Source organism: Bradyrhizobium sp. USDA 4353, assembly GCF_054063215.1.
Map to the genome: position 1 here is coordinate 223,125 of NZ_JBSSGB010000001.1, position 24,427 is coordinate 247,551.

Consider the following 24,427-nt stretch of genomic DNA (forward strand, 5'->3'; position numbering starts at 1 on the left):
CTCATTGCGGCGGCGACCAGATCGGAATGCGGCGCCACCAATCCCACCAATCCGACCAGGCATTGCCTTCGGGCATCAGCCAGGCAGGTCCGGAGATGACGATGCAGACGGCGCTGAAGAACACCGCCGACAGCGCCAGGAATAGGCCGAGGCGGTGGATGCCGAGCGTGCCGATGGAGTAGCCGATGAGATCACGGAACATGGTGTTCTCATGCTCCGGCGACTTCATCTCCTGGCCCTTGCCCGGATTGGCCGCCGACAGGATCAGCGAGCCGTGCAGCGCGAGCGCGAGACACGTCGTGAAGAAGAACGTGATCGCGATCATGTGCGCGGGATTGTAGTGGAAGTTGCCGAACTGATAGCCGGTGTTCGACACCCAATCGAGATGGGTGATGATGCCGTAAGGGAAGGCATAGCTCCACGAGCCCATCAGCACCGGACGGATCACCTCCAAGGTGAAATAGGCGAAGATCGCGAAGCCGAAGGCGACCGGGACGTGGTAGCCGATCGCGAGCTTGCGGCAGATCTCGACCTCGCGCAGCGCCCACGAGACGAACGCGCCATGCGCGCACACCGTGATGAGCTGCCAGAAGCCGCCCTCGGTCAGCGGCGCGAACGAGAGGCCGTATTTGGCGTCGGGCGGATTGATGCTGATCTGCCAGATGTTCCAGGTCGGCCCGAGTGCTGACGCGTAGAGGATCAGCGCCACGCCGACGAAGGTGAAGAAGATCGTCGTCACGCCGAAGAAGCCGACGTAGAACGGTCCGACCCAGAAATCGAAGAGATCGCCGCCGATCAACGTGCCGCCGCGGACGCGGTATTTTCGTTCAAAGCTGAGCATTGCCATCGGTCCTGCCTCCGCTGCCCGTCGCTCGATATGTGACGTGTCGTATCGCGAGGTCGTGAGCTCGCAGAGCCCCAGATGATTGGAGCTCTCGAGATTCGAAATCGTGGAGATTTGGGAAGCGGGCGAGCAGGGTCTGCCGCCCAGCTAACGTCCGCTTCCCATTGTTGAGCCGAAGCTCTAGGTGAGCTTCACCGGCGTGACCGGAGCGGAGATCGACGACGTCTTCGCCGCACGAGGTCCTTCCAGCCAGTTGAAGCGGTTCGTGCTGAGCAGGATGAAGTGAATCACCAATGCCAGACCGAACAGGAACACGCCGAGAGCCACGAGAACCCTGCGGGGATCGAACAGCAACCACAAGCGCCACATAGTTATCTCCTTTCGATCAGGTCAGGTAGGAGAGCGCGAGCGTGGCGTAGTGGGTTGCCCCATCCAGCGCCGCCTTGTAGCCTGTCGGCCCCGGCAGCCAGGGACGCCACATCCAGGCGAGAATGTGGGCGACGATCGCAACCGCCGTGAAGACCACAAAGCTCGTCATGAAGATGCTATGGAATTCCCTAGCCTCCGCTTCGGTCAGCCCCGACAGAGAGCCTCCCTTGTTTGGTTCCACCATAGTAGTACCTCCTGGTGTTGGCCTTTCGGCCGGATGCCGCCCACTGTCGCAAGCGGCGTCGAAGCGCCATCCCGTTGCCGGGATGGCATCCGCGCGGCGAGCCGCACGAATTCCTTGCAAGACTCGCGGGGCCTGAGATCACGACCCCGGCGTCCGAAACCTTTCCGGGCCGTCACAACCCCATGAACGACGAGGTCGCGCAATTCGCGGCCTTGATCCGCGCTTCGCCGACAATCGCCCCGAGCGGCGCCGGACGATGGCCGGTGATGACCGAGCCGATCCGGCGCAGCACGCCCTCGACGATCAGCACGGCAAAGCACACCGCGTAGACCAGGAGATAGTCGATCCGCTCGCGCGATCTCGGCGCGACGTCACGATCCATGCGTTCGTACAACGACATCGTCCTCTCCCTCTCCGCTATCCCGTTGCCTACGCGGCCTGGCCCGTTGCGAGCCGTGACCGCGCCTGCGCGAGAACGTCTTCCGTCACCGTATCGAGCCCCGCCTGGCGCGCGCCGCGCTCGGCCGCATCGCGCAGCCGCTTGGCCGCGGAGATCCGCACCAGCACCGGCTGTGTCTCGATGATCTGATCCAGCGCCAGCTTGGCGCCGTCATCCCATGGCAGCTCGCGCTCGAGCCGCGACGGCGTAGCCGCGATCTGATCGAGTTGCATTGCGAGCGGCAGGATGTTGAACAGCGCATCGAACAGCGCGTTGCAGACCTCCTGCACGACATAGGTCGCGCCGGCATAGCCCATGAACGGCGTGCCGGTGTGGCGGCGGATCACCGTGCCCGGGAACGAGGCCGGGATGTAGATCGCGCGGTTGCCCGCTTCCGCCGCATACATGCGCTCATTGTAGCTGCCGAACAGCACCAGCGGCGGCCGCTCATGAATCATCTTGCGGATCGAATCGTTGTCAGTCTTGGCGCCCGCGCAGCGCGAGATCGCGAAGTGGCAGGGCAGACCGAGCTCGGTCTCCAGGAAATTGCGCAGGCCTCGCGCATAGGTTTCGGACGCGACGATGCCGAAGCTCGCGGTGCCGAAGAAATCCTGCGTCACCGAGCGCCAGAGATCCCACACCGGCTTGATGGTCGTGTGCTTCTCACTGATAATGAACGGCTCGGGATCGAGCCCCGTCAACTCGCCGAGCGAGCGCAGGAATTTGGTTGTCGAATGCAGCCCGATCGGCGCCTGCAGATAAGGCCGCTCCAAGGTCTCGCAGAGCAGACGGCCGAACTCGCGATACATGCAGATGTTGACGTCGGCATTCACCAGCTTCGGCACGTCGGCGAGATGGCTGCCGAGCGGGAACACCATGTTGATCTCGGCGCCGATGCCCTCGACCAGCCTGCGGATCTCGGCGAGATCCGACGGCATGTTGAAGGTGCCGTAGATCGGCCCGATGATGTTGACCCGTGGCTTCTCGCCATCAGTGCGCGGCTTGCGCTCGGGGATCTTGCGGGAGCCGTATTCGCTCCACAGCCAGCTCAGCGCGCGGTTGGCGCTCTGCCACTGGTCCTCGTCGATCGTGCGCGGCAAGAAGCGCTTGATGTTGGAGCCTTCGGGCGTGACGCCGCCGCCGATCATCTCGGCGATCGAGCCGGTGACGACGACAGCCGGCAGGTCCGGATCGAGCGCAGCCCGGGCGCGCTTCATCGCCTGCTCGGTGCCCTTCTGGCCCAGCTCATCCTCGCCGAGGCCCGTGACGACGATCGGCAATTCGTGCGGCGGCAGGCCATCGGTGTAGTGCAGCACCGAGGTCACCGGCAGGTTCTCGCAGCCGACGGGGCCGTCGATGATCACCTGCAGGCCCTTGATCGCGGTGAACGCGTAGACCGAGCCCCAATAGCCGCCGGCGCGATCGTGGTCGAGGATCAGCATTACACCATCTCCTCGGACTTGCGCTTCTTAGCCTGCGCCGCGACCGCCTTGCGAAACTTGTCGCGGAAGTCGGGACGCGCGACGGGCGTTCCCTGCCACACGCCCGCGGCATCGCCCTCGCCGACACCTTCGAAGAAGTCGCGCATCTCGTCGAAGCGCGCCTTGCCTGCGATCGCCGCGTTGACGACCTGCGCCAGCGAGCCGGCGCCTGAGACGCCGAACAGCGGCCGCGCGGAAATGAGGTTGGTGAAGTACAGCGACGGGATCGCGCGCGCCTTGGCCTTCTGCACGACAGGCGTGGTGCCGATCGCGAGATCCGGCGCGAACTCGTCGACCGCCGCGAGATCCTGCTCCAGCGAGGCGCGGTACTGCACACGGACGCCGCGCGCCTCGAGCCAGGCGCAGTCGGCCTCCGACCAGCGGGTGCGAGGACATGCGGTGCCGACATAGCGCAGATCGGCGCCGCTCTCGACCAGCAGACGACCGACCAGGAGCTCCGAGCCCTCATAGCCCGACAGCGTGATGCGGCCGCGAATGGGAGCTGCCGCCAGCGCCCCGCGGATCGCCGGCAGCACCGTATTCTTCGCCGCATCGATCTGCGCGCGGCCGACGCCGCAAGTCATGCCGACCGCTTCGAGCCAGTCCGCAGTGCCGTCGCAGCCGACCGGTGCGGAGCCGATGATCGGACGGCCCGCCGCCTCGAATTCGCGGATCGAGGCCGTGTAGAACGGATGGATCGCCGCGACCGCCGCACAATCCAATGCGCCATACAGCTCGCGCCATTCGCGCGTCGGCACGGTGGGCCCCGCGGCGAGGCCGAGCGGCGCCAGCAGCATGCCGATCCCCACGGGATCGGCCGGGAACATTTCGCCGAGCAAGGTGATGGCCGGCTTGTCACTACGCGGCGCGCGCGGCGCCTGCACCGGCCCCTGCTCCGCCTCGCGCCGCGCATAGTTCAGCATCGCACCGGCGAGCACGTCCTTGGCCTCGGCATGGGTCGGCACGCCGAATCCGGGGACGTCGATGCCGATCACGCGGACGCCGTTGATCTCCTTCGGCAGGATCTGCAGCGGCACGCCCGAGGCGGTGGGGACGCAGAGATTGATGATGACGACGCAGTCGTAGTTCGCAGGGTCCGCGAGCTTGAACACGGCGTCGCGGATGTCCTCGAACAGCTTGCCGGTGACCAAGGTCTCCGAGTTGAACGGGACATAGCCGACGCTGCGCCGCGCGCCATAGAAATGCGAGGTGAAGGTCAGGCCATAGACGCAGCAGGCCGAGCCTGACAGCACGGTCGCGGTGCGGCGCATGCGCAGGCCGACGCGCAGCGAGCCGAACGCCGGGCACATGCTCTGCGGCTGGTCGTGCGGCCCGGCCGGATAGTCGGCTGCGTAGCGCGCCAAAACCTCGCTCTTGCCGGCGGCATCGGCCGCGCGCTTGAGCTCGGCCTTGCCGGCGTGGCAGCCGAGCGCCTCGGGCTGCGCCGGCATACCTGCCGCGCTGCTATCCGCGCTCACCGCCTGATGGACCACCGCATCGCTCATGGCACTAGATTCCGCTGCTCGGCACGCACTGATCACACATTGTCGTAGATCACTTCGAGCGACGGCTTCGCGATCGCCGTGCTGCCGCACATGTCCTCGAGCGTCGCCTGCTCCAGCACCACGTCGCGGCCGACTTCGGAGGCCTTGAACAGTCCGAGCAAGCCGTCCTGAGTCAGGGGATGCGGATGCTGCGGCGGCGCCTCGGCGACGTTGGTGGCGAGCTGCTCGAACAGCGGCGCCCAGGCCGTGCCGGGCTTGCCGATGATCTGATAGCTCGCGCTCTTGCGGCGGATGTCGTCGTCGGCCGGGATCGAGGACAGCACCGGAATGCCGACGGCGTCCGCAAAGGCCTGCGCCTCGCCGGTGCCGTCGTCCTTGTTGATGACGATGCCGGCGACGCCGACATTGCCGCCGAGCTTGCGGAAATACTCCACCGCCGAGCAGACATTGTTGGCGACGTAGAGCGACTGCAGATCGTTGGAGCCGACGATGATCACCTTCTGGCACATGTCGCGCGCGATCGGCAGACCGAAGCCGCCGCAGACGACGTCGCCCAGGAAGTCGAGCAGGACGTAGTCGAAACCCCAATCATGGAAGCCGAGCTTCTCGATCAGCTCGAAGCCGTGGATGATGCCGCGTCCGCCACAGCCGCGCCCCACTTCGGGCCCGCCGAGCTCCATCGCGAACACGCCGTCGCGCTTGAAGCAGACGTCGCCGATCTTGACGTCCTCGCCGGCGAGCTTCTTCTTCGACGAGGTCTCGAGAATGGTCGGGCAGGCGCGGCCGCCGAACAAGAGCGAGGTCGTGTCGCTCTTCGGATCGCAGCCGATCAAGAGCACCTTCTTGCCCTGCTGCGCCATCATGTAGGACAAGTTGGCGAGCGTGAAACTCTTGCCGATGCCGCCCTTGCCGTAGATCGCGATGATCTGCGTAGCCTTCTTCGGCGCAGCCGTCACCGGCGCGTCCGGCTCGATCGCAGCCTCCGCACGCAGGGCATCTGTCATCGCGGCGATCTTGGTGGGGGCGTTCATGCGGCAGCTCTCCAGTCCAGGACCATCTTGAGACATGACGGATCGTCGAACGCGGTCCGGTAGGCGCTCTCGGCCGATGCGGCCTCGGCGTGATGCGTGATCAGCCCGTCCAGCGACAGGCGGCCTGTGTCGATCAGGTTGCGCACCGCGAGCAGGTCCTCGTGCTTCCATTCGGCGGCGACACGGATCGCCGCCTCACGCATGAAGGCCGGCGGATAGGAGAAAGTCAGCGGCGCGCTGTAGAAGCCGGCGAGGATGATCTCGCCGCGCGGCGCGAGGCGCGCGATCAAGCTATCGAGCAGACCGGCATCGCCGCTGGCGTCGAAGATCAGGCGGTAGTCGCGTTTCTCGTCCCGAGCCGGATCGATGACGCGATAGCCCATCGCGCCCGCGGCGCGTTGCGGATTGCTCTCCCACACGACCGGCGGATCGCCGCCCATCGCGATGATCAGCCTTGCCAGCAAACGGCCGAGCACGCCATGACCGACCACGCATTCGGCCTGGCCATCGCCGCCGATCGACAGCGCATGATAGGCGGTCGCCGCCAGCGCCAGCAGCACGCCGCGCTCGCCGGTCGACTCGTCGATCGCGACCAGCCGCTGCGGCGGCACCGTGAGACGCGAGGCCGCCGCGCCGAACAGGCTGCGTACCTCGCCGAAGCAGCGCGCGGCGCCCGGCACGAACACCCGCTCGCCCTTCCGGAAACCGGAATGCGGCGCGGCCTGCGCCACGCGGCCGACGGCCTCGTAGCCCGGCACGAGCGGATAGCCCATGCCCGGAAACTGCGGCATGCGGCCTTCGTACAGCAACCGCTCCGTGCCGGTGCTGATCGCGCTCCATTCGATGTCGACGGTCAGGCAGTCCGGGGCGTCTGCGAGCACCAGGTGCTGCAGCGATAATTGCCTCGGCCTCCCCAGTACGACGGCGATCGCGTCCATTGCCCAACTCCCCGGCGACGCCCGCTTAGTTACGGGTGTCAGGTTAGTCGGACCACGCAAAGTGTCAATATAAATTTACATTGAGAGTGTCAGCTTTTCGCGACAATCACGCTGGCGATCAAAGGGATGCGCGTGCGAAGCGCTCGCACCTGCGAAAAACCTGCCAGGTTCAGCAACTCGCGCAGCCGTGCCGCGCTGCGGGGCCGCCCCTGCCCCATCGCGCGGAGATAGATTTCGAAGTAGGCGCTGACCCCGTCGCTGCCGCCGGCCGCCTCGCGCATCGGCTCGCCGAGCAGCAGCACGCCATCAGCGGGCAACGCCGCATGCACCTTGGCCAGCAGCCGCGCCACCGCGTCGTCGTCATGGTCGTGCACCACGCGAATCAATGAGATCACGTCGGCGCCGGATGGCAGCGGATCGTCGTAGAAACTGCCCGGCGTGATCGTGGTGCGATCGGCCAGCCCGGCCTTCGACAGACGCTCCCGGGCAATCGCGGCGACCCCGGGCAGATCGAATAGCTGCAGTTGCAGCTGCGGCGCCGCCCGCGCGGCGGCGGCGAGGAAGCTGCCGTCGCCGCCGCCGACATCGAGCAGGCAGCGATGGCCGGTGAGCGGATAGGCTGACAGCACCACGTCGGCAATCATCGGCTGCGAGGCCGCCATCAGCGCCGTGTAGGGGGCGACATCGTCACGCGTCAGCGCCGCGCCGCCACGGTCGAGCGCGTAGGGCCAGTAATGCGCGAGACGGCGTTCGCGATCCTGCCCGCGCAGCAGTGCCAGCGGATCGCCCAGATCGGCATAGAGCGCGGCATGATGGCGGACCATCGCGGCGATGCCGGGATTGCCGAGCAGCGCCGCGCCGAGCGGTCCGAGCCCGTAGCGCGCCCGGCCGCGGCGCTCGAGCAATTGCAGGGCGCAGGCCGCCTCGCACAAGCTCTCCATCGCGGGCTCGGGCACCGCCGCGCGCGAGGCCAGCGCCGCGAGCTCGCACGGTCCCGCGCGCAGCGTCTCGAACAGATCGAGCTGCACGCAGGCTGAAAGCGTTTGCGAGTAGACGAAGCCGGCGCACAGATCGAACAGCTCCGCCGCCCGCTTGCGCGCAATCGGCCGCGTCAACGGAAACGTCGCAGCCCAGCGCTGGAACGCCGCACTCGCCAGCAGCGAGTCGCGCCAGCCGCGCCAGCGATCGCCAAAGCTGATCGGGGGCGGCGTGTCGTGGGGGACGGCGGTCGACACGGATCAGTGCCCCCATAAAGAAGCAGCGGTGTTTCGACATGCACCGCTGCCCACCCTCCCCTGGAGGGGGAGGGTCACCGCGCGCAAGGCGCGCGGTGGGGTGGGGTGAGCCAGGAAACAGGTGCGGATGGGTCGAGGCGAGATCAAGTTCCGCTGCATCGGCCCTTCACGGACCATCGGCACCGCACCCGCGGACAGTCCGTCACCCCACCCCGCCGCGCATGCCGCTGCGCGCATGCGCGGCGACCCTCCCCCTCCAGGGGAGGGTGGGCATTGCGAGCGCCGCGCGAGCGTGGCCATTATTAGCAAGCTCAAGCCGCCGACGCCGCCAGGCGGCGTGGCACCAGGCGCTTGGCTTCCTGCTCCATCAGCATGCGGAGCTCATGGGCGTGAGCACAAGGCGGCATGGTGCGGATGCCCTCAGCGACGAGATCGTGCAGGTAGCTGACGGCGCCGGTGAGCCCATACAGCAGCACGGCGTTGGGCCGTCCGAGCGCCGCGTCCTGCCCGACCGGCTTGCCCGCCTCCTCCTCATCGCTGGCTGCATCGCGGATGTCGTCGGCGACCTGATAGGCCTCGCCGATGGTCTCGCCGAGCGTGCGCCACGCCTCCGGATTGTCATGCCCTGCCGCGGCGGCGCCCGACACGGTGGCGGCCGCAAACAATGCGCCGGTCTTCGACCGATGATAGCGCGACAGATCGATCTCCGGCTCGCATTCCCAGGCTTGGCCAGCCGCAATGCCATGCGGCACGCCGACGGCGTCGCCGATGGTGGCAATGAGCTGTGCCAGCCGCAGCGACGAGCAGCGCGACTTGGCAAGCGTCTGGAACGCGAGCACGATCAGCGCGTCGCCCGCGAGCACCGCGAGCGGCTCGCCGAACGCGGCATGCACCGACGGTCGGCCGCGCCGCAGCTTGGCATTGTCGAAGCACGGCAGATCGTCATGGACCAGCGAGGCGCAGTGCAACAGCTCGATCGCCGATCCCGCCGCATCCGTCGCTGCCGGCTCGTCGTCGCCGCAGGCGGCCGCCACGGCGTGGCAGAGACGGGGCCGCACCCGCGCGCCCCTCGGGAACACCGCCGCCTGCATCGCGGCCGAAAGTCGTGGCGGACAGCCGGGCCGGTCGGCCAGCGCGACCGCTGCGACGAGGGATTTCTCGATCCGGGCCATCACGTCCATGCCAGCCTCCCTTGCCGCGACGCCATCCGGGCGGTCGCTTATGTAAATTACAGCTTACACCAATACTGTAAATCATGCTAGACATTTCCAGCGTCAGGTCCCGCGGACAGGAGTGCGAGCAATGGCCGATCACCGCGTGATCGTGGTTGGCGCCGGCATTGCCGGCCTCAGCGCCGCGCTCACGCTCGCGGCGCGCGGAGCCGAGGTCACGGTGCTCGAGCGTGCGGCTGCGCCCGGCGGCAAGATGCGCCAGATCGCAATCGGACCTGCGCGTATCGACTCCGGTCCGACCGTGTTCACGATGCGCTGGGTGTTCGACGAATTATTCGACGAGCTCGGCACCTCGGTCGACGATCATCTCACCTTGACGCCGCTCGACATCCTCGCGCGCCACGCCTGGACCGATCGCCATACGCTCGATCTGTTCGCCGAGGAGAACCGCTCCGCGGACGCGATCGGCCGTTTCGCCGGGCGCAGCGAGGCCGAGGGCTATCGCGCCTTCTGCCGCGATGCGCGGCGCATCTTCGAGACGCTCAGGGATCCGTTCATCCGCACGCCGGCGCCGAGCATGACGCATCTCCTCCGCAATGCCGGCTTCCGCGACCTCACCGCCATCCGCCCGTTCCAGACCTTGTGGAGGGCGCTCGGCGGCTATTTCCGCGATCCCCGCCTGCAGCAGCTGTTCGGGCGCTACGCCACCTATTGCGGCTCGTCGCCCTTCCATGCGCCGGCGACCTTGATGCTCGTCGCCCATGTCGAGCAGGCCGGCGTCTGGTCGATCGACGGCGGCATGCAAGAGCTCGCCGCGTGTCTCGCGGCGCTGGCGCGGCGCCACGGCGTCGCCATCCGCTACGACAGCCAGGTCGCCGGCATCGTCACGCAGAGCGGCCGCGCGACCGGTGTCCGGCTCGCCGATGGCGAGCAGATCATGGCCGATGCCGTGATCGCGACGGCCGATGTCGCCGCGCTGGCGCAGGGCCTGTTCGGCACGGACGCGGCGCGAGCGCTGCCCGCGATCCCGGAGTCCGCGCGCTCGCTGTCGGCGATGACCTGGAGCTGCCTGGCGCGCGCCGACGGCTTTCCGCTCGTGCGGCACAACGTGTTCTTCTCGCGCGACTACCGCGCCGAGTTCAATCAGCTGATCGAGCGCCGGATGATGCCGGCCGAGCCCACCGTCTATGTCTGCGCGCAGGACCGCGACGACGAGCCGCGTGAGCCCGGGACAAACGAGCCGCTGTTCGTCCTGATCAACGCGCCGGCCACCGGCGATCATCATCGCTTTCCGCCCTCGGAGATCAGCCAATGTGCCCGCCAGACCTTCGACCTGTTGCAGCGCTGCGGCCTGAGCATCGCGACGAGGCCGGAATTGACCCGCGTGACGACGCCGGCGGATTTCAACCGGATGTTTCCGGGCACGGGGGGCGCGCTGTACGGCCGCAGCTCGCACGGCTGGATGGCCTCGTTCCAGCGGCCGGGCGCACAGACGAAGCTGCCGGGGCTCTACGTCGCGGGGGGCAGCGCGCATCCGGGACCGGGCGTGCCGATGGCGGCGCTGTCGGGCCGGATGGCAGCCAACAGGGCGATGGCGGACCTCGCTTCGACCGCGCCGTCCCGCCGGACGGCTATGCGTGGTGGTATGTCGACGCGCTGAGCGACGACGGCCGCTTCGGGCTGACCATCATCGCCTTCGTTGGCAGCGTGTTCTCGCCTTACTATGCATGGGCGCGGCGGCGCGGGCCGGCCGATCCGGAGAACCATTGCGCGCTCAACGTCGCACTGTATGGCGAGCGTGCGCGGCGCTGGGCGATGACCGAGCGCGGCCGCGGCGCCATGGCTCGCGACCAGTCCAGTTTTGCCATCGGGCCGAGCAGCTTGAGCTGGACCGGCCGCGAGCTGTCGATCGAGATCAGCGAGGTCAGCGTGCCCAGGCCGCTGCCGCTGCGCGGCAGAGTGCGCGTCGTGCCGACGGCGCTGAACGAGGTCGCGTTCACGCTCGATGCCGAGGGGCGCCATCGCTGGCAGCCGATCGCGCCCTGCTGCCGCGTGGCCGTGGACTTCGATCATCCCGACCTGCATTGGCGCGGCGACGGCTATTTCGACCTCAACCATGGCGATGCGCCGCTGGAGCGCGACTTCCAGAGCTGGCAATGGTCGCGCGCCGCGACCCGCACCGGCACGGTGATCTCCTACGACACGGTCGCACGCGCCGGCGCCGACAAGACGATCGCGCTGCACGTCGATCCCGATGCGACGCTGGAGCGGATCACGCCGCTCACCGAAACACGGTTGCGCAAGACGTTGTGGCGCGTCGACCGCAGCGCCCGCGCCGATGCGGAGACATGCGTGCGCGTGGTGAGTACCTTGGAGGATGCCCCGTTCTACGCCCGCAGCCACCTTTCCGCGCACGTCCGCGGTGAGGAGGTCGCCATGATGCATGAAAGCCTCTCGCTCGACCGCTTCCAGATGCCGATCGTCCAGGCCATGCTGCCGTTCAGGATGCCACGGCGTGCTGGCTGGAGAGGATGACGTTGGTCACTGCCATTTCGTCACACTCCGCTGTCGTCCCGGACAAGCCGTGATGCGCGCCAGCGCGTCACGGCGCCGATCCGGGACCCATACGCCGCGGCCGTCGTGACGGGCAAAGGCCAATCGGCGGCGTGCCTCAAACCACTCCCTGGGGGTATGGGTCCCGGCTCAAGGCCGGGACGACAGCGGTGTATTTGGATGCGTCGGGATCAATGCTGGCAACTCCCGAGCGATGCGGCTGTAGCCGGTAGGGTGGGCAAAGGCGCGAGCGCGGCAAAGCCGCGCGCGCGACGTGCCCACCATCAGCATCAAACGCGGGGCGCGGTGGGCACGGCGCGCGTGCCGATCTCCACTCATCGCAGCCATATAGGCGCGCCTTTGCCCACCCTACGAGGAGTTCTCGTCGGCGGCACGCTCCCTCGCCTCGCGCTCGGCGCGCTGGCGGTCGAGGCGGCGGCCTTGCCACTCGAGCACGAGCCAGCCGAGCACGCAGAGCGCGACGACGACGAATTCGAGCAGGCCGCCCATCTCGCTCATGATGTCTTGCTCATGATGTCTCGCTCATGAACCGCGTCTCACTCGCGATGTCGAGACGACCGGATCCTCACGACGCCCGCCCCGAACGCAACAGCTGGTCGCGACGCTCCAGCCGTTCGAACAGGTCGATCACCCACAGCGCACGGTCATGCATCGTCCGTCGCGGCGGTCCGAGCGCATGTGGGCGTTGCGCATCGGCAACTAACACGGCATCGATCAGCACCCGCGCCTCCGGGCGCGCAGGGGCCAGCGACGGCTGCGCCTGCAGCAACGACACCGCCGCGGCCTTGCCGAGCAGCTGCAGCTTGCGCGACATCGACACGAAGGCGCGCTGCGACATCGAATCGAACCCGGCGCGCGCCACTTCGCGGCCGATCTCGGCATAGATCAGCCGCGCCGCGTGAATGCCGGGCCGGCAGGTCCATGGCAGATCGGCAATGCCGGCGGCGGCGCGGGCATAGAAGACATCGGCGACCGCGAGCAGCCGCGCGGTGACACGGCCGATGCGATCGTCAAAGAACGGCGCGGCCCGCCAAGTCGCGACGTCGAGCCCGGTCTCGCGCAGCCATTGCTGCGGCAGATACAGCCGGCCATTGCGCGCATCCTCGCCGACGTCGCGGGCGATGTTGGTGAGTTGCATCGCGATGCCGAGATCGCAGGCGCGCCCGATCGTCTCGGCCTCACGCCTGTTCATCAGCAGCGACATCATCACGCCGACCGTGCCGGCGACACGCACGGCATAAGCGAGCACGTCGCTCAAGGTTTCGTAGCGACGGCCTTGAGCGTCCCAGGCGAGGCCTTCGAGCAGCGCCTCCGGTAGCGCGCGCGGAATTGCAAAATGCGCAACCACACCGGCCAGCGCACGATCGACAGGACTGTCGTCGGGCTGAGCATCATAGATCCGGTCGAGCCGCTCATGGAGAACCTCGATGGCATCGACGCGGCGGCTGGGACCATCGATCGCATCATCGGCCTCGCGGCAGAACGCGTAGAGCGCAATGGCGGGATCGCCGACCGATCGAGGCAACACTTTCGACGCGGCGAAGAAGGTCTTCGATCCGCCCCGCAACATCCGCCGACAGATCGCGATATCTTCGTCCCAGCTCATCGGCGCTCCAGCTCATGCGGCGCCGGCACGAGATCATCCAGCACGCGCGCCGAGGACAACACACCGGGCAGGCCAGCGCCGGGATGCGTGCCGGCCCCGACCAGATAGAGTCGCTCGACCTCTTCGCTCTTGTTGTGCGGCCTGAACCAGGCGCTCTGCATCAACACCGGCTCGAGCCCGAACGCGGCGCCGCGATAGGACGACAGGCGATGCTCGAAATCGTCGGGCGTCAGCAGCCGCGAGGTGACGATCTGTCCGGCGAGATCGGGCAACAGCGTCTCGCTCAAAGCGGTCTCGATCCGCTTGCGGAACGGCTCGGCGGCAGCCGCCCAGTCGATGCCGCTCTCCTGATGCGGCACCGGCGACAGCACATAGAAAGCATCGCAGCCGTCGGGCGCCAGCGACGGATCGGTCGCGGTCGGCCGGTGCAGATAGAGGCTGAAATCATCCGCCAACACCTTGCGGCGGAAGATGTCGTCGAGCAGCTCGCGGTAGCGCGGACCGAGCAGGATGGTGTGATGCTCGACGTCGTCGTAGCGGCGCTTCGTGCCAAAATACCAGACGAACAGGCTCATCGAGTAGCGCGCGCGATCGATGCGCGCATCAGTCCAGCGCCGGCGCGAGACCGATGGCAGCAGGTGCTTGTAGGTCCAGGCGGCACAGCCATTGGAAACGACGACATCGGCGCCGATCGTCTCGCCGGATTTCAGGCGGACGCCGGTGGCAGCGCCGTTGCTGGTCGTGATCTCGGCCACCGGCGCCGAGCAGCGGACCTCGCCTCCCAGCCCTTCGATCAGGCTGACGAGACCCGTCACCAGCGCGCCTGTGCCGCCCATCGCGAAGTGCACGCCCCAGCGGCGCTCGAGATAGGCAATCAGGCAATAGATCGACGTGGTCGTGAACGGATTGCCCCCGATCAACAGCGGATGGAAGCTGAGCACGATCCGCAGCCGCTCGTCGCGGACATGCTGCGACACGAGGCCGTAGACCGAGCGAAAGCTCTGCAGCTTGATCATCGCCGGCGCGATCTTGGCCATGTCGAGCAGCGACAGGAACGGAACGTCGCCGAGCTCCTCGAAGCCCTTCTTGAAGATCGCCTCGCTCGCGGTCATGAAGCGCTCATAGCCGTCGAGGTCACCGGGCGAGATCCTCGCCACCTCGGCACGCATCGCCGCCGGGTCGGCCGAGCAGTCGAAGATCGTGCCGTCGTCGAAGCGGATGCGATAGAACGGCGAGATCGGCTTCAGCGTAACGTCGTCGGACATCCTCCGTCCGCACAGCTGCCACAGCTCCTCGAACAGGAACGGCGCGGTGACGATGGTCGGGCCGGCATCGAAGGTGAAGCCGTCCTGGCGGTGGACATAGGCCCGGCCGCCGGGCGCATCGAGCTGCTCGAACACGGTGACACGATAGCCGCGCGCGCCGAGCCGCACCGCCGCCGCAAGGCCGCCGAAGCCGGAGCCGATCACGACCGCATGCGGCCGGTCTCCGAGCGCAGCCGGAACAGCGGCCTTGATGGTGGAGACGTCGAGCATGACGGAAAGCGTAAATTGAAATTGACGATTTCGCCAGTCAAAAATGTCAATCTAGTTTGACATTTCCTGCTGCACCGCGAGCACACCGGCGCGCTCGGCGGCGGCGAGGATCAGCGCCGCGATCCGCGCCGGCTCCTCCTCGTGCGCCAAATGGCCAAGCCCATCAATGAGTTCGAGCTGCGCTTGCGGCACCAATTGGCGCACCCGGCGGGCTACGTCAGGGGTGATGGCGTGGTCGTGCGTGGCGGCGATCAGCAGCAGCGCCGTCTTGAGCCGCGGCAAATCACGCACCAGGGGATTGAGGTCCCAATTCGCCATCATCTCCAGCGCGGCGCCCACGTGACCGGGGCTGCCGACGAGACGGCGATACAGCCGCTCGCCATTGGCATCGAGCGTCGATCCGGTCGCCTTGAGCAGGCGGTGCACCGCCGCCGGATCGCGCCCGCGCCAGGCGAACAACCGCGGCACCAGCGGGTTCAGCGCCATCATCTTGGCGAGCGGCGACAGGAATTGCGCGGCGACGCCGCCAAACGGCAGATAGGCGCCGTTCAGGCTGACGATCAGTTTTGGCGCGATCAGGCCGTCGAGCGTCATCCGCGTGAGGATCGCAGCACCAGCGGAATGGCCGATCGCGATCTCAGGCTTGATCGCGAGCTGCTCACACAAGGTGGCGAGATCGCGCGACATGCCCGGCAGCGACAGCCGCTGCCAGTTCGGCGTGGAGGTGAAGCCATGGCCGGAGAGATCGGGCGCGACGACGGTGAAATGCCTGGCCAGCAAGGGCGCGAGGTCGCGCCAGGAATGGGTCGCTGCGCCCGTGCCATGCGCCAGCAGTGCGACCGGCCCTTGGCCCATGATCTGGACGTGCCAGCGAAGGCCGCCGGCGTCGACGAAGCGGCTCGCCTCGCGGTTCGGCCAGGTTCGGCCGTCGATGCTCCAACTCGGCTTGTCGCTCATGCCGACGACCTGTTCGGACGGCCCATCCCCGCGCCGCTGCGGCTCACGCGCCGGCGGCGCGCGCCAGGAAATCATCGTAGCCTGCGACGACTTTATCAAGCTGCTCGAAATGCGGCATCGCCCCGGTCTGCATCACCTGGATGGTCCAGTTCGGCAGGCCCTCGACGGCATGCTTGCCCTTGTAGTCGACGAAGTCGCCGCGCACGCCATGCACCATCCACACCGGCATCGCCAGCGCCTGGTAGAGCTTTAGGGCCTGGGCGCTGAACAGATAGCCGGAGACGAAGGAATACGGTGCGTTCTCGGCGCCGGGCTGATGCGTGGTGATATAGTCGTATTCCAGCAGGCCTTCGTCGATATCCTTGCGGCCAAAAGTCTTCTGCAGGAAGAAGCGGATGCTGGCGCGCGAGGTCAGCAAAGTGAAGAAGCCGCGCTTCCACAGCGGCACGGTGAGGATGTTGCGGACCCAGGGCATGGATTGCGTCGTATCCTTGTTGCCCGCCTTCTTGGCTGCGGCTTCAGCGCGACGGTCGAAGCCGGTCGGGCTGAGCAGCGCCAGCGTGCGAAACAGGTTCGGCGCCTCGGCCCCCGCGCGCGCGGCGAACTCGCAGCTGAGCGACAGCGCGATCGCATCGATCGCGACATCGCCGTGTCGGCGACGAACCTCATTGGCGGCCAGAAGGATGGCATCGGTCATGATGCGCGGCGTGTAGATGCGGTCGGCGCGGTCAGACAGGCCGAAGCCCGGGAGGTCGAGGGCGTAGACCGGACGACGCTGCCGATAAACCTCGAACAGCGGCCTCATCTCGTACGCGGTGGCTGCGGCGTTGACGCTGTGGATCAGGAGCAGCGGACGCTCGGTGGAGCCGGCCGGACCATCGCCATAGCAGGCGATGCGGCCGATGCGTGCATCGGTGAGCTCGAAGCGCGGCGCGTCGAGCGGCGGCCGGCATCGTCACGGCACGGGCACCGGCCGCATGATCACTTAGGGTGGTCGAAGCGACCTGCATGGCGTGCTCCTGTGTGACGGATTGATGTCGAAAGACGCGATCATGCTGCCAGCGACGGCGCCGAGCATAACAATGACCGGAGCGCTTGTCAGTCACCGTTGGGAACGCCGCTTGACGGCGCGTGTTCCACCGAGTTCAGCGGTGGCCGGCCTGGGCCATCACCGCCTGCGACAGCCGCGTGGCATCGGCGTGAGGCAGCGCGACGTAGCGGGCCTGCATCGCGCCGGCGAGCTGTGCCGCCTTGTCCTGCGGGCGCGGCGAAGAATCGACCAGCACGACCGGGATTCCGGTGAGCGCGAGCTGCTTCGCCGCCACCAATGCCTCCGCCTCGGCTTCGCTGCGGCCACCGCCATCGCGCGCGACATTGGCGCGGCCGTCGGTCATCAACACGATCGTCGGCGCCTGCCCCTTGGCCTTCACAGCAAGAGCCAACTCCGTCGCCGCGAAGATCGCAGACGACAGCGGGGTGCCACCGCCGCCGGGCAGGCCGGCGAGGCTGCGCTTGGCGCGCGTCAGCGACCGCGTCGGCGGCAGCAGCAGTTTGGCCAACTTGCCGCGAAATGCGATCAGCGCCACCTCGTCACGGCGGATGTAGCACTCGGCGAGCAGCAGCTCGACCGCGCCCTTCACCTCCGCCAGCCGCTGCAACGCCGAGGAGCCGGAGGCATCAACGACGAAGATCGTCGTCGTGCCCGAGCGCTGCTTGAAGCGGGTGATGCGGATGTCGTCCTTGTGCACGATGAGGCGACCGCTCTTGCCGGCACGTTGCGCCCGCCGCCGCAACGGCTGCCACGGCGCTGCCGCGCGCAGCGTCTCGAGCACGTTGAGCCGCGCCCCGGCGCGCCACTCGCCGCGCCGCGCGCCGATGGCACGGCCGCGCTTGGGCGCCTTCTGCGCATTGCCCTGCCGGCCCGCGCTGCTCGATCGCGCCCGCATCGCGCGTTCGTCCTGCAGGCGCTGGAGGAGATCCGCGGGAATGGCCGCCTGCGCCGCTTCGAGCACTCGGTCTTCGAGCGGACCGTCGTTGGTGCGGTCGTCCTCGGCACTCTCGGCCTGATCATTCTGCGGCTCCGGCGCCTCGCTACTGTCGGCATCTTCCTCAGTCGCAGGCAGCCGTGTGGCGCGCGGCGCCAGCACCAGCCGCGCGGCGCAGGCGACGTGGGACTCGGCGACGTCAGTCTCACCGTCGAGCGCCGCTGCAATGCGCGCCACGCGACAGGCCAGCAACGGCGCGCGCAACGTGTCGATGCCGAGCGCGACAGCCGTGGTGGTCAGTGCGCCGATAGCATCGTCTGACAGCCGGACCTGCGGCAGCAACGCGCGTGCTGCGGCAATGTCCGACGATTTGAACAGGCTCTCGCCGAGATCGGCGCGGGCCACCGTGCTGAGATCGATATGACAGGCCAGGCGGTCGGCAAGCGCCGGCGACACGCGCTCATCGCCGATGCCTTCGTCGAGCGCAATCAGGCCAAAGCGGGCCGGCGCACGCAGCGACAGGCCATCGCGCTCGATGCTGACGACGCCGGTGTCGAGAGCCGCGCAGAGATGCGCGACCGTCGATGCGGCCATGCGCTCGGCCATGACGGCGATCAGCACGCCGCCATCGGCCTCGGCGAGCAGGCCGCGCTGCATGACGGGGCGACCAGCCTGCAAGGTCGCGGCGAGATCGAGGCCACCGAGCAGACGATCGTCGGAAATCGACGGCGGGAGCTTGCGAATGGTCACCGACAGCGGAGTCAGCTCGCGCAGCAAATCGAGCCACTGCTCGCGCACCGGACCTGCCTCGGCGCGCAACAGCACCGACGCAGTTGGATCGATCGCGGCCAGCGCGGCCGCGGTGACAGCATCGGCCCAGATCGCGGCGCCCTCGCTCACGATGCGAACAGCTCGGCAAGCGCGCGCTCGACGCGCACCGACGAGCCGGAATCGTCGAGCGGATTGCGTCGCAGACGATGCCGCAGCGCCATCGGCGCGACGGTCTTGAGATGACCGTCATCAACCGCCTTGGCGCCGTCGAGCGCCGCCGCCGCGCGTGCCGCGCGCATCAAGGTGAGCTCACCGCGCAAGCCGTCGGTGCCGAGCGCCATGCACAGCCGTGCCGCGTTCTCCAGCTCGCGATCGGCGACCTTGACCGAACCGATATGGGCGCGCGCCGCAAGGATGCGCTTGCGCTGCTTGGCCTCCTCCTTCTCCCAATGCGCGACGAAGGCGGTGGAATCCGTTTCGAACGCGTCGCGCCGTTTGATCACCTCGATCCGCGTGGGCAGATCGCTCGGCGTCTTGACCTCGACCGACAGCCCAAAGCGATCGAGCAGTTGCGGCCGCAGCTCGCCCTCCTCCGGATTGCCGGTCCCAACCAGCACGAGGCGCGCGGGATGACGGATGCTGAGGCCGTCCCGCTCGACGACGTTTTCGCCGGAGGCTGCGACGTCGAGCAGGAGGTCGACGAGATGATCCTCCAAGAGGTTGACCTCGTCGATGTAGAGGAAGCCGCGGTTGGCGCGCGCCAGCAGCCCCGGCTCGAACGACTTCTCGCCATGCGCCAATGCGCGTTCGAGATCGAGCGCGCCGACGACGCGATCCTCGGTGGCGCCGAGCGGCAAATCGATGACCGGCACCGGCACCTCGTGCGCCTTCAGCGCGGCCGGCTTCTTGCCCTTGCCGCCCGGCTTGGAGCGCGCGCGGCATTCGGCGCATTGCCCGGCGACATCGGCCGGATCGCATTGATAGGGACAGCCGACCACGGCGCTCATCGGCGGCAGCAGCGCGGCCAGCGCGCGCACCGCGGTGGACTTGCCGGCGCCGCGATCGCCGAAGGCCAGCACGCCGCCGACCTTCGGATCGACGGCGGCGATCATCAGCGCCAGCTTCATCTCGTCCTGGCCGACAATGGCCGAGAACGGAAAGGCAATTCCCATGAGCGTCCCCTGCATCGCGGCATCTCGGCCGCGTTGGCGGCATGAGACCACAATCAGGGGCCGCTCTTCAACCCATCAGAGATCAGCGAGCGAGGCTCGGCAGATCGAGCCCGTTGGCCTCGGCGCAGGCGATGGCGTCGTCATAGCCGGCGTCGGCATGGCGCATCACGCCGGTCGCGGGATCATTCCACAACACGCGCTCCAGCCGCCGCGCCGCGTCATCAGTGCCGTCGGCGACGATGACCATGCCCGCATGCTGCGAATAGCCGATACCGACGCCGCCGCCATGATGCAGCGACACCCAGGTCGCGCCGCTGGCGCAATTGAGCAGCGCGTTGAGCAGCGGCCAGTCCGACACGGCGTCCGAGCCGTCCTTCATCGCCTCGGTCTCGCGATTGGGGCTCGCCACCGAGCCTGAGTCGAGATGATCGCGGCCGATCACGATCGGCGCCTTCAGCTCGCCGCGCGCCACCATCTCGTTGAAGGCGAGCCCGAGGCGATGGCGGTCGCCAAGCCCCACCCAGCAGATCCGCGCCGGCAAGCCCTGGAACTTGATGCGCTGCCTCGCCATGTCGAGCCAGTTGTGGAGATGCTTGTTCTCGGGCAGCAGCTCCTTCACCTTGGCATCGGTCTTGTAGATGTCCTCGGGATCGCCCGACAAAGCCGCCCAGCGGAACGGGCCGATGCCGCGGCAGAACAAGGGGCGAATGTACGCCGGCACGAAGCCGGGGAAATCGAACGCGTTGGCGAGGCCCATGTCCTGCGCCATCTGACGGATGTTGTTGCCATAGTCGAGCGTCGGAACGCCCATCGCGTGGAAGTCCAGCATCGCCTGGACGTGGCCGACCATCGAGGTCTTCGACGCCTGCTCGACGGCTTTTGGATCAGAGGCGCGCTTGGCTTCCCATTCGGCGAGCGTCCAGCCCTTCGGCAGATAGCCGTTGATCGGATCATGCGCGCTGGTCTGGTCGGTGACGATGTCAGGACGCACGCCGCGGCGCACGAGCTCGGGGAAGATCTCGGCGGCATTGCCGAGCAGGCCGACCGAGACGGCCTTCCTGGTCTTGGCGGCCTCTTCCATCAGCGCCAGCGCCTCGTCGAGCGAGCCAGCCTGACGATCGAGATAGCCGGTGCGCAGCCGCATCTCGATGCGGCTCGGCTGGCATTCGATGGCGAGCATCGAGGCGCCGGCCATCGTCGCGGCCAGCGGCTGCGCGCCGCCCATGCCGCCGAGGCCCGCGGTGAGAATCCATTTTCCCGCGAGATCGCCATTGTAGTGGCGGCGGCCGACCTCCACAAAAGTCTCGTAGGTGCCCTGCACGATGCCCTGGCTGCCGATGTAGATCCAGGAGCCGGCCGTCATCTGGCCGTACATCATCAGGCCCATTTTATCGAGCGCATTGAAGTGATCGAGCGTCGCCCAATGCGGCACGATGTTGGAATTGGCGATTAGCACGCGCGGCGCATCCGGGTGCGTGCGGAAGATGCCGACCGGCTTGCCGGACTGCACGACCAGAGTCTGGTCCGCCTCGAGCTTGCGCAAGGATGCGACGATGCGATCAAAACTGTCCCAGTCGCGCGCGGCGCGGCCGATGCCGCCATAGACGATGAGCTCGCTCGGCTTCTCGGCAACGTCGGGATCGAGATTGTTCATCAGCATGCGCAGCGGCGCTTCGGTGAGCCAGCTCTTGGCGCTGATGTCGCTGCCATGGGGGGCGCGGATCACCCGTTCATTGTCTAGACGTCGGTTCATGGGTCCCTCTCATCCAAGCCTAGGAAACGGATCGCGCCCGAGTGCATCGGCAGCAGCGCGGGCCAAGGCGCCGGCCGCGACGAGCGCGGCGGCTTTCGCGAGATCGTCGGCCATGTAGCGGTCGCTCTCCAGCGCCGGCACGTGCATGCGCAAGGCGCCGATGACGGCGGAGAGCGCGGCGCTGGTGCCGTGCGGGACGCGCAGCTCGATGCCCTGCGCGGCGACCAGGAGCTCGATGCCGATGATATGAGCGAGATTGTCGACCATATCGTGCAGCCGCCGCGCGGCATGCGCGGCCATCGAGACGTGGTCTTCCTGATTGGCGCTGGTCGGCGTGGAGTCGATCGAGCATGGCAGCGCGCGCTGCTTGTTCTCGGCGAACAGCGCCGCCGCCGTCACCTCGGCGATCATGAAGCCGGAGTTCAGGCCCGGTTCCGGCGTGAGGAACGGCGGCAGGCCGAAATTCAGCGCGGGATCGACCAGGGTGGCGATGCGCCGCTCGCTGATGGCGCCGAGTTCGGAGAGCGCCAGCGCGATCTGATCGGCGGCGAACGCGACCGGCTCGGCGTGGAAATTGCCGCCGGAGATGATCTCGCCAGTTTCGACCAGCACAAGCGGATTGTCGGTGACGGCATTGGCTTCAGCAGTGAGCGTGCGCGCCGCCTGCGTCAGCAGATCGAGCGCGGCGCCGGCGACCTGCGGCTGGCAGCGCAGGCAATACGGATCCTGCACGCGCTCTTCGCCTTCCAGATGCGACAGCCGGATCGCGCTGCCGTCGAGCAGCTCGGTGAGCACGCGACCAGCCTCGATCTGGCCGGGATGGCCGCGCAGCGCGTGGATCTCAGGCCGGAACGGCGCCGTCGACGCCATGGCGGCATCGACCGACAGCGCACCCGTCACCAGCGCGGCGTTGAGCAGGTCGTGCGCGCGGAACAGGCCGGCGAGCGCATAGGCTGTCGAGAACTGTGTGCCGTTGATCAGCGCGAGCCCTTCCTTCGGCCCAAGCGTGACCGGCTGAACTCCGGCACGCGCGAGCGCATCGCGCCCGGCGACCAAGCCGCCGTCGACGAACGCCTGCCCCTCGCCGATCATCACCGCGGTCATATGCGCGAGCGGCGCGAGGTCGCCCGACGCGCCGACCGACCCCTGCTGCGGGACGAACGGCAACACACCGTGGGCCAGCATCGCCTGCAACTGCGCGATGATCTCGCGCCGCACGCCGGACGCGCCGCGGCCGAGCGAGATGATCTTGAGCGCCATCATCAGGCGGACGACCGGCTCCGGCGTCGCAGGACCGACGCCGCAGCAATGCGAGAGAATCAGGTTGCGCTGCAGCTGCGCCGTCTGGTCGGGCGGGATGCGCTTCGAGGCGAGCTTACCGAAGCCGGTGTTGATGCCATAGACGGGATCGGCGCCCTGCGCCGCCTTCGCCACGATCGCCGCCGCGGCTTCGACGCGCGGCCAATATTCTGAATGAAGCGTGAGCGATGCGCCGGCGTACACGCGTGCGAGATCATCGAGACTGACGTGGCCGGGCTCAGCCATGATCGTGCTCATTGACCCCTCCACACGCGCTGATGCAGCGGATTGAAGCCCATGCGATAGACCAGCTCGGCGGGGCGCCCGATGTCCCAGATCGCGAGATCGCACCACTTGCCGGCCTCGAGCGTGCCGGTCTCGGCTAACAAGCCCAGCGCGCGGGCGCCTTCGCGCGTCACGCCGGCGATGCATTCATCCACGGTCATTCGGAACAACGTCGCTGCCATGTTCATGGTCAGGAGCAGTGACGTCAGCGGCGACGAGCCCGGATTGCAGTCGGTCGCCAGCGCGAGCTTCACGCCATGCTTGCGGAATAGTTCGACCGGCGGCTTCTGCGTCTCGCGGATGAAGTAGAACGCTCCGGGCAGCAACACGGCCACCGTGCCGCTCCGCGCCATCGCAGCAGCGCCGGCGTCGTCGGTGTGCTCCAGATGATCGGCCGACAACGCGCCGAACTCGGCCGCGAGCGCGGCGCCACCGAGATTGGAGAGCTGGTCGGCATGAAGCTTGACCCGCAGGCCAAGCGCCTTGGCCGCCGCGAAAACGCGCGACGTCTGCGCGGCTGAGAACGCGATGTTTTCCATGAAGGCGTCGACAGCATCCGCGAGACCTGACTTGGCAACCGCCGGCAGCATCTCGTTGCAGACGAGATCGATGTAGCGGTCCTTGTCGCCGTCGGCCTCGATCGGCAGCGCATGCGCGCCGAGAAAGCTGGTGCGGACACTGACCGGCCGCTTGTCCCCGAGCGCGCGAGCGGCGGCCAGTTGCCACAGCTCGGTCGCGGTCTCCAGTCCGTAGCCGGACTTGATCTCGACTGTGGTGACGCCCTCCGCGAGCAACGCATCGAGCCGCGGCAAAGCGCTGGCGATCAGCTGCGCCTCGGTCGCGGCGCGCGTGGCGGCCACGGTTGAGACGATGCCTCCGCCGGCGCGCGCGATCTCCTCGTAGCTTGCACCGGCTAGGCGCCGCTCGAACTCATGGGCGCGATCGCCGCCGTAGACGAGATGAGTGTGGCAATCGACGAGGCCCGGTGTGATCCAGCGTCCGTCGCAATCGATGCGCTCGGGCGCATCGGCATCGGCAGCAAAATCCGCTTGCGGTCCGGCGAAGGCGATGCGGCCGTCACGGGCGGCGATCACGCCCTGCTCGACCACGCCGAGGCCCGGCTGCCCTTCGCGCAGGGTTGCGAGCCGCGCATTGTGCCAGATCCGGTCGAAACGCTCGGCCATGCGGCCTCCCATTTTCACGAAAGCTTGACGGGCGATATGTCTATACAT

The 24,427-nt window shown here is 67.7% G+C and carries 22 protein-coding genes; 2 read left to right on the forward strand and 20 right to left on the reverse strand.

The genetic code is table 11. The features are described 5' to 3' along the window. Position 1: 1 nt before the first annotated feature. The 10 genes from pufL to ACVILH_RS01025 all read right to left on the reverse strand — a co-directional run bounded on the left by pufL (position 2) and on the right by ACVILH_RS01025 (position 9,267). A complete protein-coding gene (pufL, locus tag ACVILH_RS00980; RefSeq protein ID WP_456711209.1) occupies positions 2-847 on the reverse strand; it encodes a photosynthetic reaction center subunit L in 846 nt (281 codons plus the stop codon). A gap of 177 nt (positions 848-1,024) precedes the next feature. Beyond that, positions 1,025-1,213 carry a light-harvesting antenna LH1, alpha subunit gene (pufA, locus tag ACVILH_RS00985; RefSeq protein ID WP_006615514.1) on the reverse strand — a complete coding sequence of 63 codons (189 nt, stop codon included), beginning with the start codon at positions 1,211-1,213 and terminating at the stop codon, positions 1,025-1,027. A 16-nt stretch (positions 1,214-1,229) separates the two neighbouring features. After that, positions 1,230-1,457 carry a light-harvesting antenna LH1, beta subunit gene (pufB, locus tag ACVILH_RS00990; RefSeq protein ID WP_008964695.1) on the reverse strand — a complete coding sequence of 76 codons (228 nt, stop codon included), beginning with the start codon at positions 1,455-1,457 and terminating at the stop codon, positions 1,230-1,232. Between the two features lie 172 nt (positions 1,458-1,629). After that, on the reverse strand, positions 1,630-1,857 hold the full coding sequence (locus ACVILH_RS00995) for a hypothetical protein (RefSeq protein WP_456711210.1): 228 nt from the start codon (positions 1,855-1,857) through the stop codon (positions 1,630-1,632). A 29-nt stretch (positions 1,858-1,886) separates the two neighbouring features. Beyond that, a complete protein-coding gene (gene bchZ / locus ACVILH_RS01000) occupies positions 1,887-3,338 on the reverse strand; it encodes a chlorophyllide a reductase subunit Z (RefSeq protein WP_456711211.1) in 1,452 nt (483 codons plus the stop codon). Continuing rightward, positions 3,338-4,882, reverse strand: a complete 1,545-nt coding sequence (gene bchY / locus ACVILH_RS01005; RefSeq protein ID WP_456711212.1) for a chlorophyllide a reductase subunit Y — start codon at positions 4,880-4,882, stop codon at positions 3,338-3,340. Before bchY ends, bchZ begins: the two co-directional genes overlap by 1 nt. A gap of 32 nt (positions 4,883-4,914) precedes the next feature. After that, on the reverse strand, positions 4,915-5,913 hold the full coding sequence (locus ACVILH_RS01010) for a chlorophyllide a reductase iron protein subunit X (protein ID WP_456711213.1): 999 nt from the start codon (positions 5,911-5,913) through the stop codon (positions 4,915-4,917). After that, positions 5,910-6,851, reverse strand: coding sequence for a chlorophyll synthesis pathway protein BchC (gene bchC, locus ACVILH_RS01015; protein WP_456711214.1), 942 nt, complete (start codon positions 6,849-6,851; stop codon positions 5,910-5,912). Before bchC ends, ACVILH_RS01010 begins: the two co-directional genes overlap by 4 nt. A gap of 89 nt (positions 6,852-6,940) precedes the next feature. Further along, positions 6,941-8,086: a methyltransferase gene (locus tag ACVILH_RS01020; RefSeq protein WP_456711215.1), complete on the reverse strand. Its 1,146-nt coding sequence runs from the start codon at positions 8,084-8,086 to the stop codon at positions 6,941-6,943. Between the two features lie 311 nt (positions 8,087-8,397). Beyond that, on the reverse strand, positions 8,398-9,267 hold the full coding sequence (locus ACVILH_RS01025; RefSeq protein WP_456711216.1) for a polyprenyl synthetase family protein: 870 nt from the start codon (positions 9,265-9,267) through the stop codon (positions 8,398-8,400). A gap of 121 nt (positions 9,268-9,388) precedes the next feature. Here ACVILH_RS01025 and crtD point away from each other — a divergent pair, with 121 nt between their 5' ends. Together crtD and ACVILH_RS01035 are read left to right on the forward strand one after the other, a co-directional pair. Further along, complete coding sequence (gene crtD / locus ACVILH_RS01030) at positions 9,389-10,918, forward strand: 1-hydroxycarotenoid 3,4-desaturase CrtD (RefSeq protein ID WP_456711217.1); 1,530 nt, start codon at positions 9,389-9,391, stop codon at positions 10,916-10,918. A gap of 47 nt (positions 10,919-10,965) precedes the next feature. Continuing rightward, the gene (locus ACVILH_RS01035; protein WP_456711218.1) at positions 10,966-11,793 is read left to right on the forward strand and encodes a hydratase; all 828 of its coding nucleotides are present in this window, start codon (positions 10,966-10,968) and stop codon (positions 11,791-11,793) included. A gap of 387 nt (positions 11,794-12,180) precedes the next feature. Here ACVILH_RS01035 and ACVILH_RS01040 read toward each other — a convergent pair whose 3' ends face one another. The 10 genes from ACVILH_RS01040 to hutI form a co-directional block, all read right to left on the reverse strand. Next, positions 12,181-12,330, reverse strand: coding sequence for a hypothetical protein (locus ACVILH_RS01040; RefSeq protein ID WP_456711219.1), 150 nt, complete (start codon positions 12,328-12,330; stop codon positions 12,181-12,183). A gap of 67 nt (positions 12,331-12,397) precedes the next feature. Further along, positions 12,398-13,438: a phytoene/squalene synthase family protein gene (locus tag ACVILH_RS01045; protein ID WP_456711220.1), complete on the reverse strand. Its 1,041-nt coding sequence runs from the start codon at positions 13,436-13,438 to the stop codon at positions 12,398-12,400. After that, on the reverse strand, positions 13,435-14,973 hold the full coding sequence (locus ACVILH_RS01050; protein WP_456711221.1) for a phytoene desaturase: 1,539 nt from the start codon (positions 14,971-14,973) through the stop codon (positions 13,435-13,437). The genes ACVILH_RS01045 and ACVILH_RS01050 overlap by 4 nt, the downstream gene beginning before the upstream one ends. Positions 14,974-15,024: 51 nt before the next feature. Next, positions 15,025-15,930, reverse strand: a complete 906-nt coding sequence (gene bchO / locus ACVILH_RS01055; protein ID WP_456716838.1) for an alpha/beta fold hydrolase BchO — start codon at positions 15,928-15,930, stop codon at positions 15,025-15,027. Between the two features lie 43 nt (positions 15,931-15,973). After that, positions 15,974-16,735: an alpha/beta fold hydrolase gene (locus ACVILH_RS01060; RefSeq protein ID WP_456711222.1), complete on the reverse strand. Its 762-nt coding sequence runs from the start codon at positions 16,733-16,735 to the stop codon at positions 15,974-15,976. A gap of 340 nt (positions 16,736-17,075) precedes the next feature. Continuing rightward, positions 17,076-18,815 carry a magnesium chelatase subunit D gene (locus ACVILH_RS01065; RefSeq protein ID WP_456711223.1) on the reverse strand — a complete coding sequence of 580 codons (1,740 nt, stop codon included), beginning with the start codon at positions 18,813-18,815 and terminating at the stop codon, positions 17,076-17,078. Continuing rightward, on the reverse strand, positions 18,812-19,858 hold the full coding sequence (bchI, locus tag ACVILH_RS01070) for a magnesium chelatase ATPase subunit I (protein ID WP_456711224.1): 1,047 nt from the start codon (positions 19,856-19,858) through the stop codon (positions 18,812-18,814). Before bchI ends, ACVILH_RS01065 begins: the two co-directional genes overlap by 4 nt. A gap of 82 nt (positions 19,859-19,940) precedes the next feature. Beyond that, a complete protein-coding gene (gene hutU / locus ACVILH_RS01075; protein WP_456711225.1) occupies positions 19,941-21,611 on the reverse strand; it encodes a urocanate hydratase in 1,671 nt (556 codons plus the stop codon). A gap of 9 nt (positions 21,612-21,620) precedes the next feature. Beyond that, the gene (hutH, locus tag ACVILH_RS01080) at positions 21,621-23,168 is read right to left on the reverse strand and encodes a histidine ammonia-lyase (protein ID WP_456711226.1); all 1,548 of its coding nucleotides are present in this window, start codon (positions 23,166-23,168) and stop codon (positions 21,621-21,623) included. After that, positions 23,165-24,379: an imidazolonepropionase gene (gene hutI / locus ACVILH_RS01085; RefSeq protein ID WP_456711227.1), complete on the reverse strand. Its 1,215-nt coding sequence runs from the start codon at positions 24,377-24,379 to the stop codon at positions 23,165-23,167. Before hutI ends, hutH begins: the two co-directional genes overlap by 4 nt. Positions 24,380-24,427 lie beyond the last annotated feature (48 nt).

What these genes read in the sequence shown, in the direction of transcription:
- ACVILH_RS01060 (WP_456711222.1), bottom strand. Translation starts at nt 16,735, where the DNA reads ATGAGGCCGCTGTTCGAGGTTTATCGGCAGCGTCGTCCGGTCTACGCC.
- bchZ (WP_456711211.1), bottom strand. Translation starts at nt 3,338, where the DNA reads ATGCTGATCCTCGACCACGATCGCGCCGGCGGCTATTGGGGCTCGGTC.
- ACVILH_RS01045 (WP_456711220.1), bottom strand. Translation starts at nt 13,438, where the DNA reads ATGAGCTGGGACGAAGATATCGCGATCTGTCGGCGGATGTTGCGGGGC.
- hutU (WP_456711225.1), bottom strand. Translation starts at nt 21,611, where the DNA reads ATGAACCGACGTCTAGACAATGAACGGGTGATCCGCGCCCCCCATGGC.
- ACVILH_RS01050 (WP_456711221.1), bottom strand. Translation starts at nt 14,973, where the DNA reads ATGCTCGACGTCTCCACCATCAAGGCCGCTGTTCCGGCTGCGCTCGGA.
- ACVILH_RS00995 (WP_456711210.1), bottom strand. Translation starts at nt 1,857, where the DNA reads ATGTCGTTGTACGAACGCATGGATCGTGACGTCGCGCCGAGATCGCGC.
- bchI (WP_456711224.1), bottom strand. Translation starts at nt 19,858, where the DNA reads ATGGGAATTGCCTTTCCGTTCTCGGCCATTGTCGGCCAGGACGAGATG.
- hutI (WP_456711227.1), bottom strand. Translation starts at nt 24,379, where the DNA reads ATGGCCGAGCGTTTCGACCGGATCTGGCACAATGCGCGGCTCGCAACC.
- ACVILH_RS01040 (WP_456711219.1), bottom strand. Translation starts at nt 12,330, where the DNA reads ATGAGCGAGATGGGCGGCCTGCTCGAATTCGTCGTCGTCGCGCTCTGC.
- pufA (WP_006615514.1), bottom strand. Translation starts at nt 1,213, where the DNA reads ATGTGGCGCTTGTGGTTGCTGTTCGATCCCCGCAGGGTTCTCGTGGCT.
- ACVILH_RS01025 (WP_456711216.1), bottom strand. Translation starts at nt 9,267, where the DNA reads ATGGACGTGATGGCCCGGATCGAGAAATCCCTCGTCGCAGCGGTCGCG.
- hutH (WP_456711226.1), bottom strand. Translation starts at nt 23,168, where the DNA reads ATGAGCACGATCATGGCTGAGCCCGGCCACGTCAGTCTCGATGATCTC.
- bchO (WP_456716838.1), bottom strand. Translation starts at nt 15,930, where the DNA reads ATGAGCGACAAGCCGAGTTGGAGCATCGACGGCCGAACCTGGCCGAAC.
- ACVILH_RS01010 (WP_456711213.1), bottom strand. Translation starts at nt 5,913, where the DNA reads ATGAACGCCCCCACCAAGATCGCCGCGATGACAGATGCCCTGCGTGCG.
- bchC (WP_456711214.1), bottom strand. Translation starts at nt 6,851, where the DNA reads ATGGACGCGATCGCCGTCGTACTGGGGAGGCCGAGGCAATTATCGCTG.
- crtD (WP_456711217.1), top strand. Translation starts at nt 9,389, where the DNA reads ATGGCCGATCACCGCGTGATCGTGGTTGGCGCCGGCATTGCCGGCCTC.
- pufL (WP_456711209.1), bottom strand. Translation starts at nt 847, where the DNA reads ATGGCAATGCTCAGCTTTGAACGAAAATACCGCGTCCGCGGCGGCACG.
- pufB (WP_008964695.1), bottom strand. Translation starts at nt 1,457, where the DNA reads ATGGTGGAACCAAACAAGGGAGGCTCTCTGTCGGGGCTGACCGAAGCG.
- bchY (WP_456711212.1), bottom strand. Translation starts at nt 4,882, where the DNA reads ATGAGCGATGCGGTGGTCCATCAGGCGGTGAGCGCGGATAGCAGCGCG.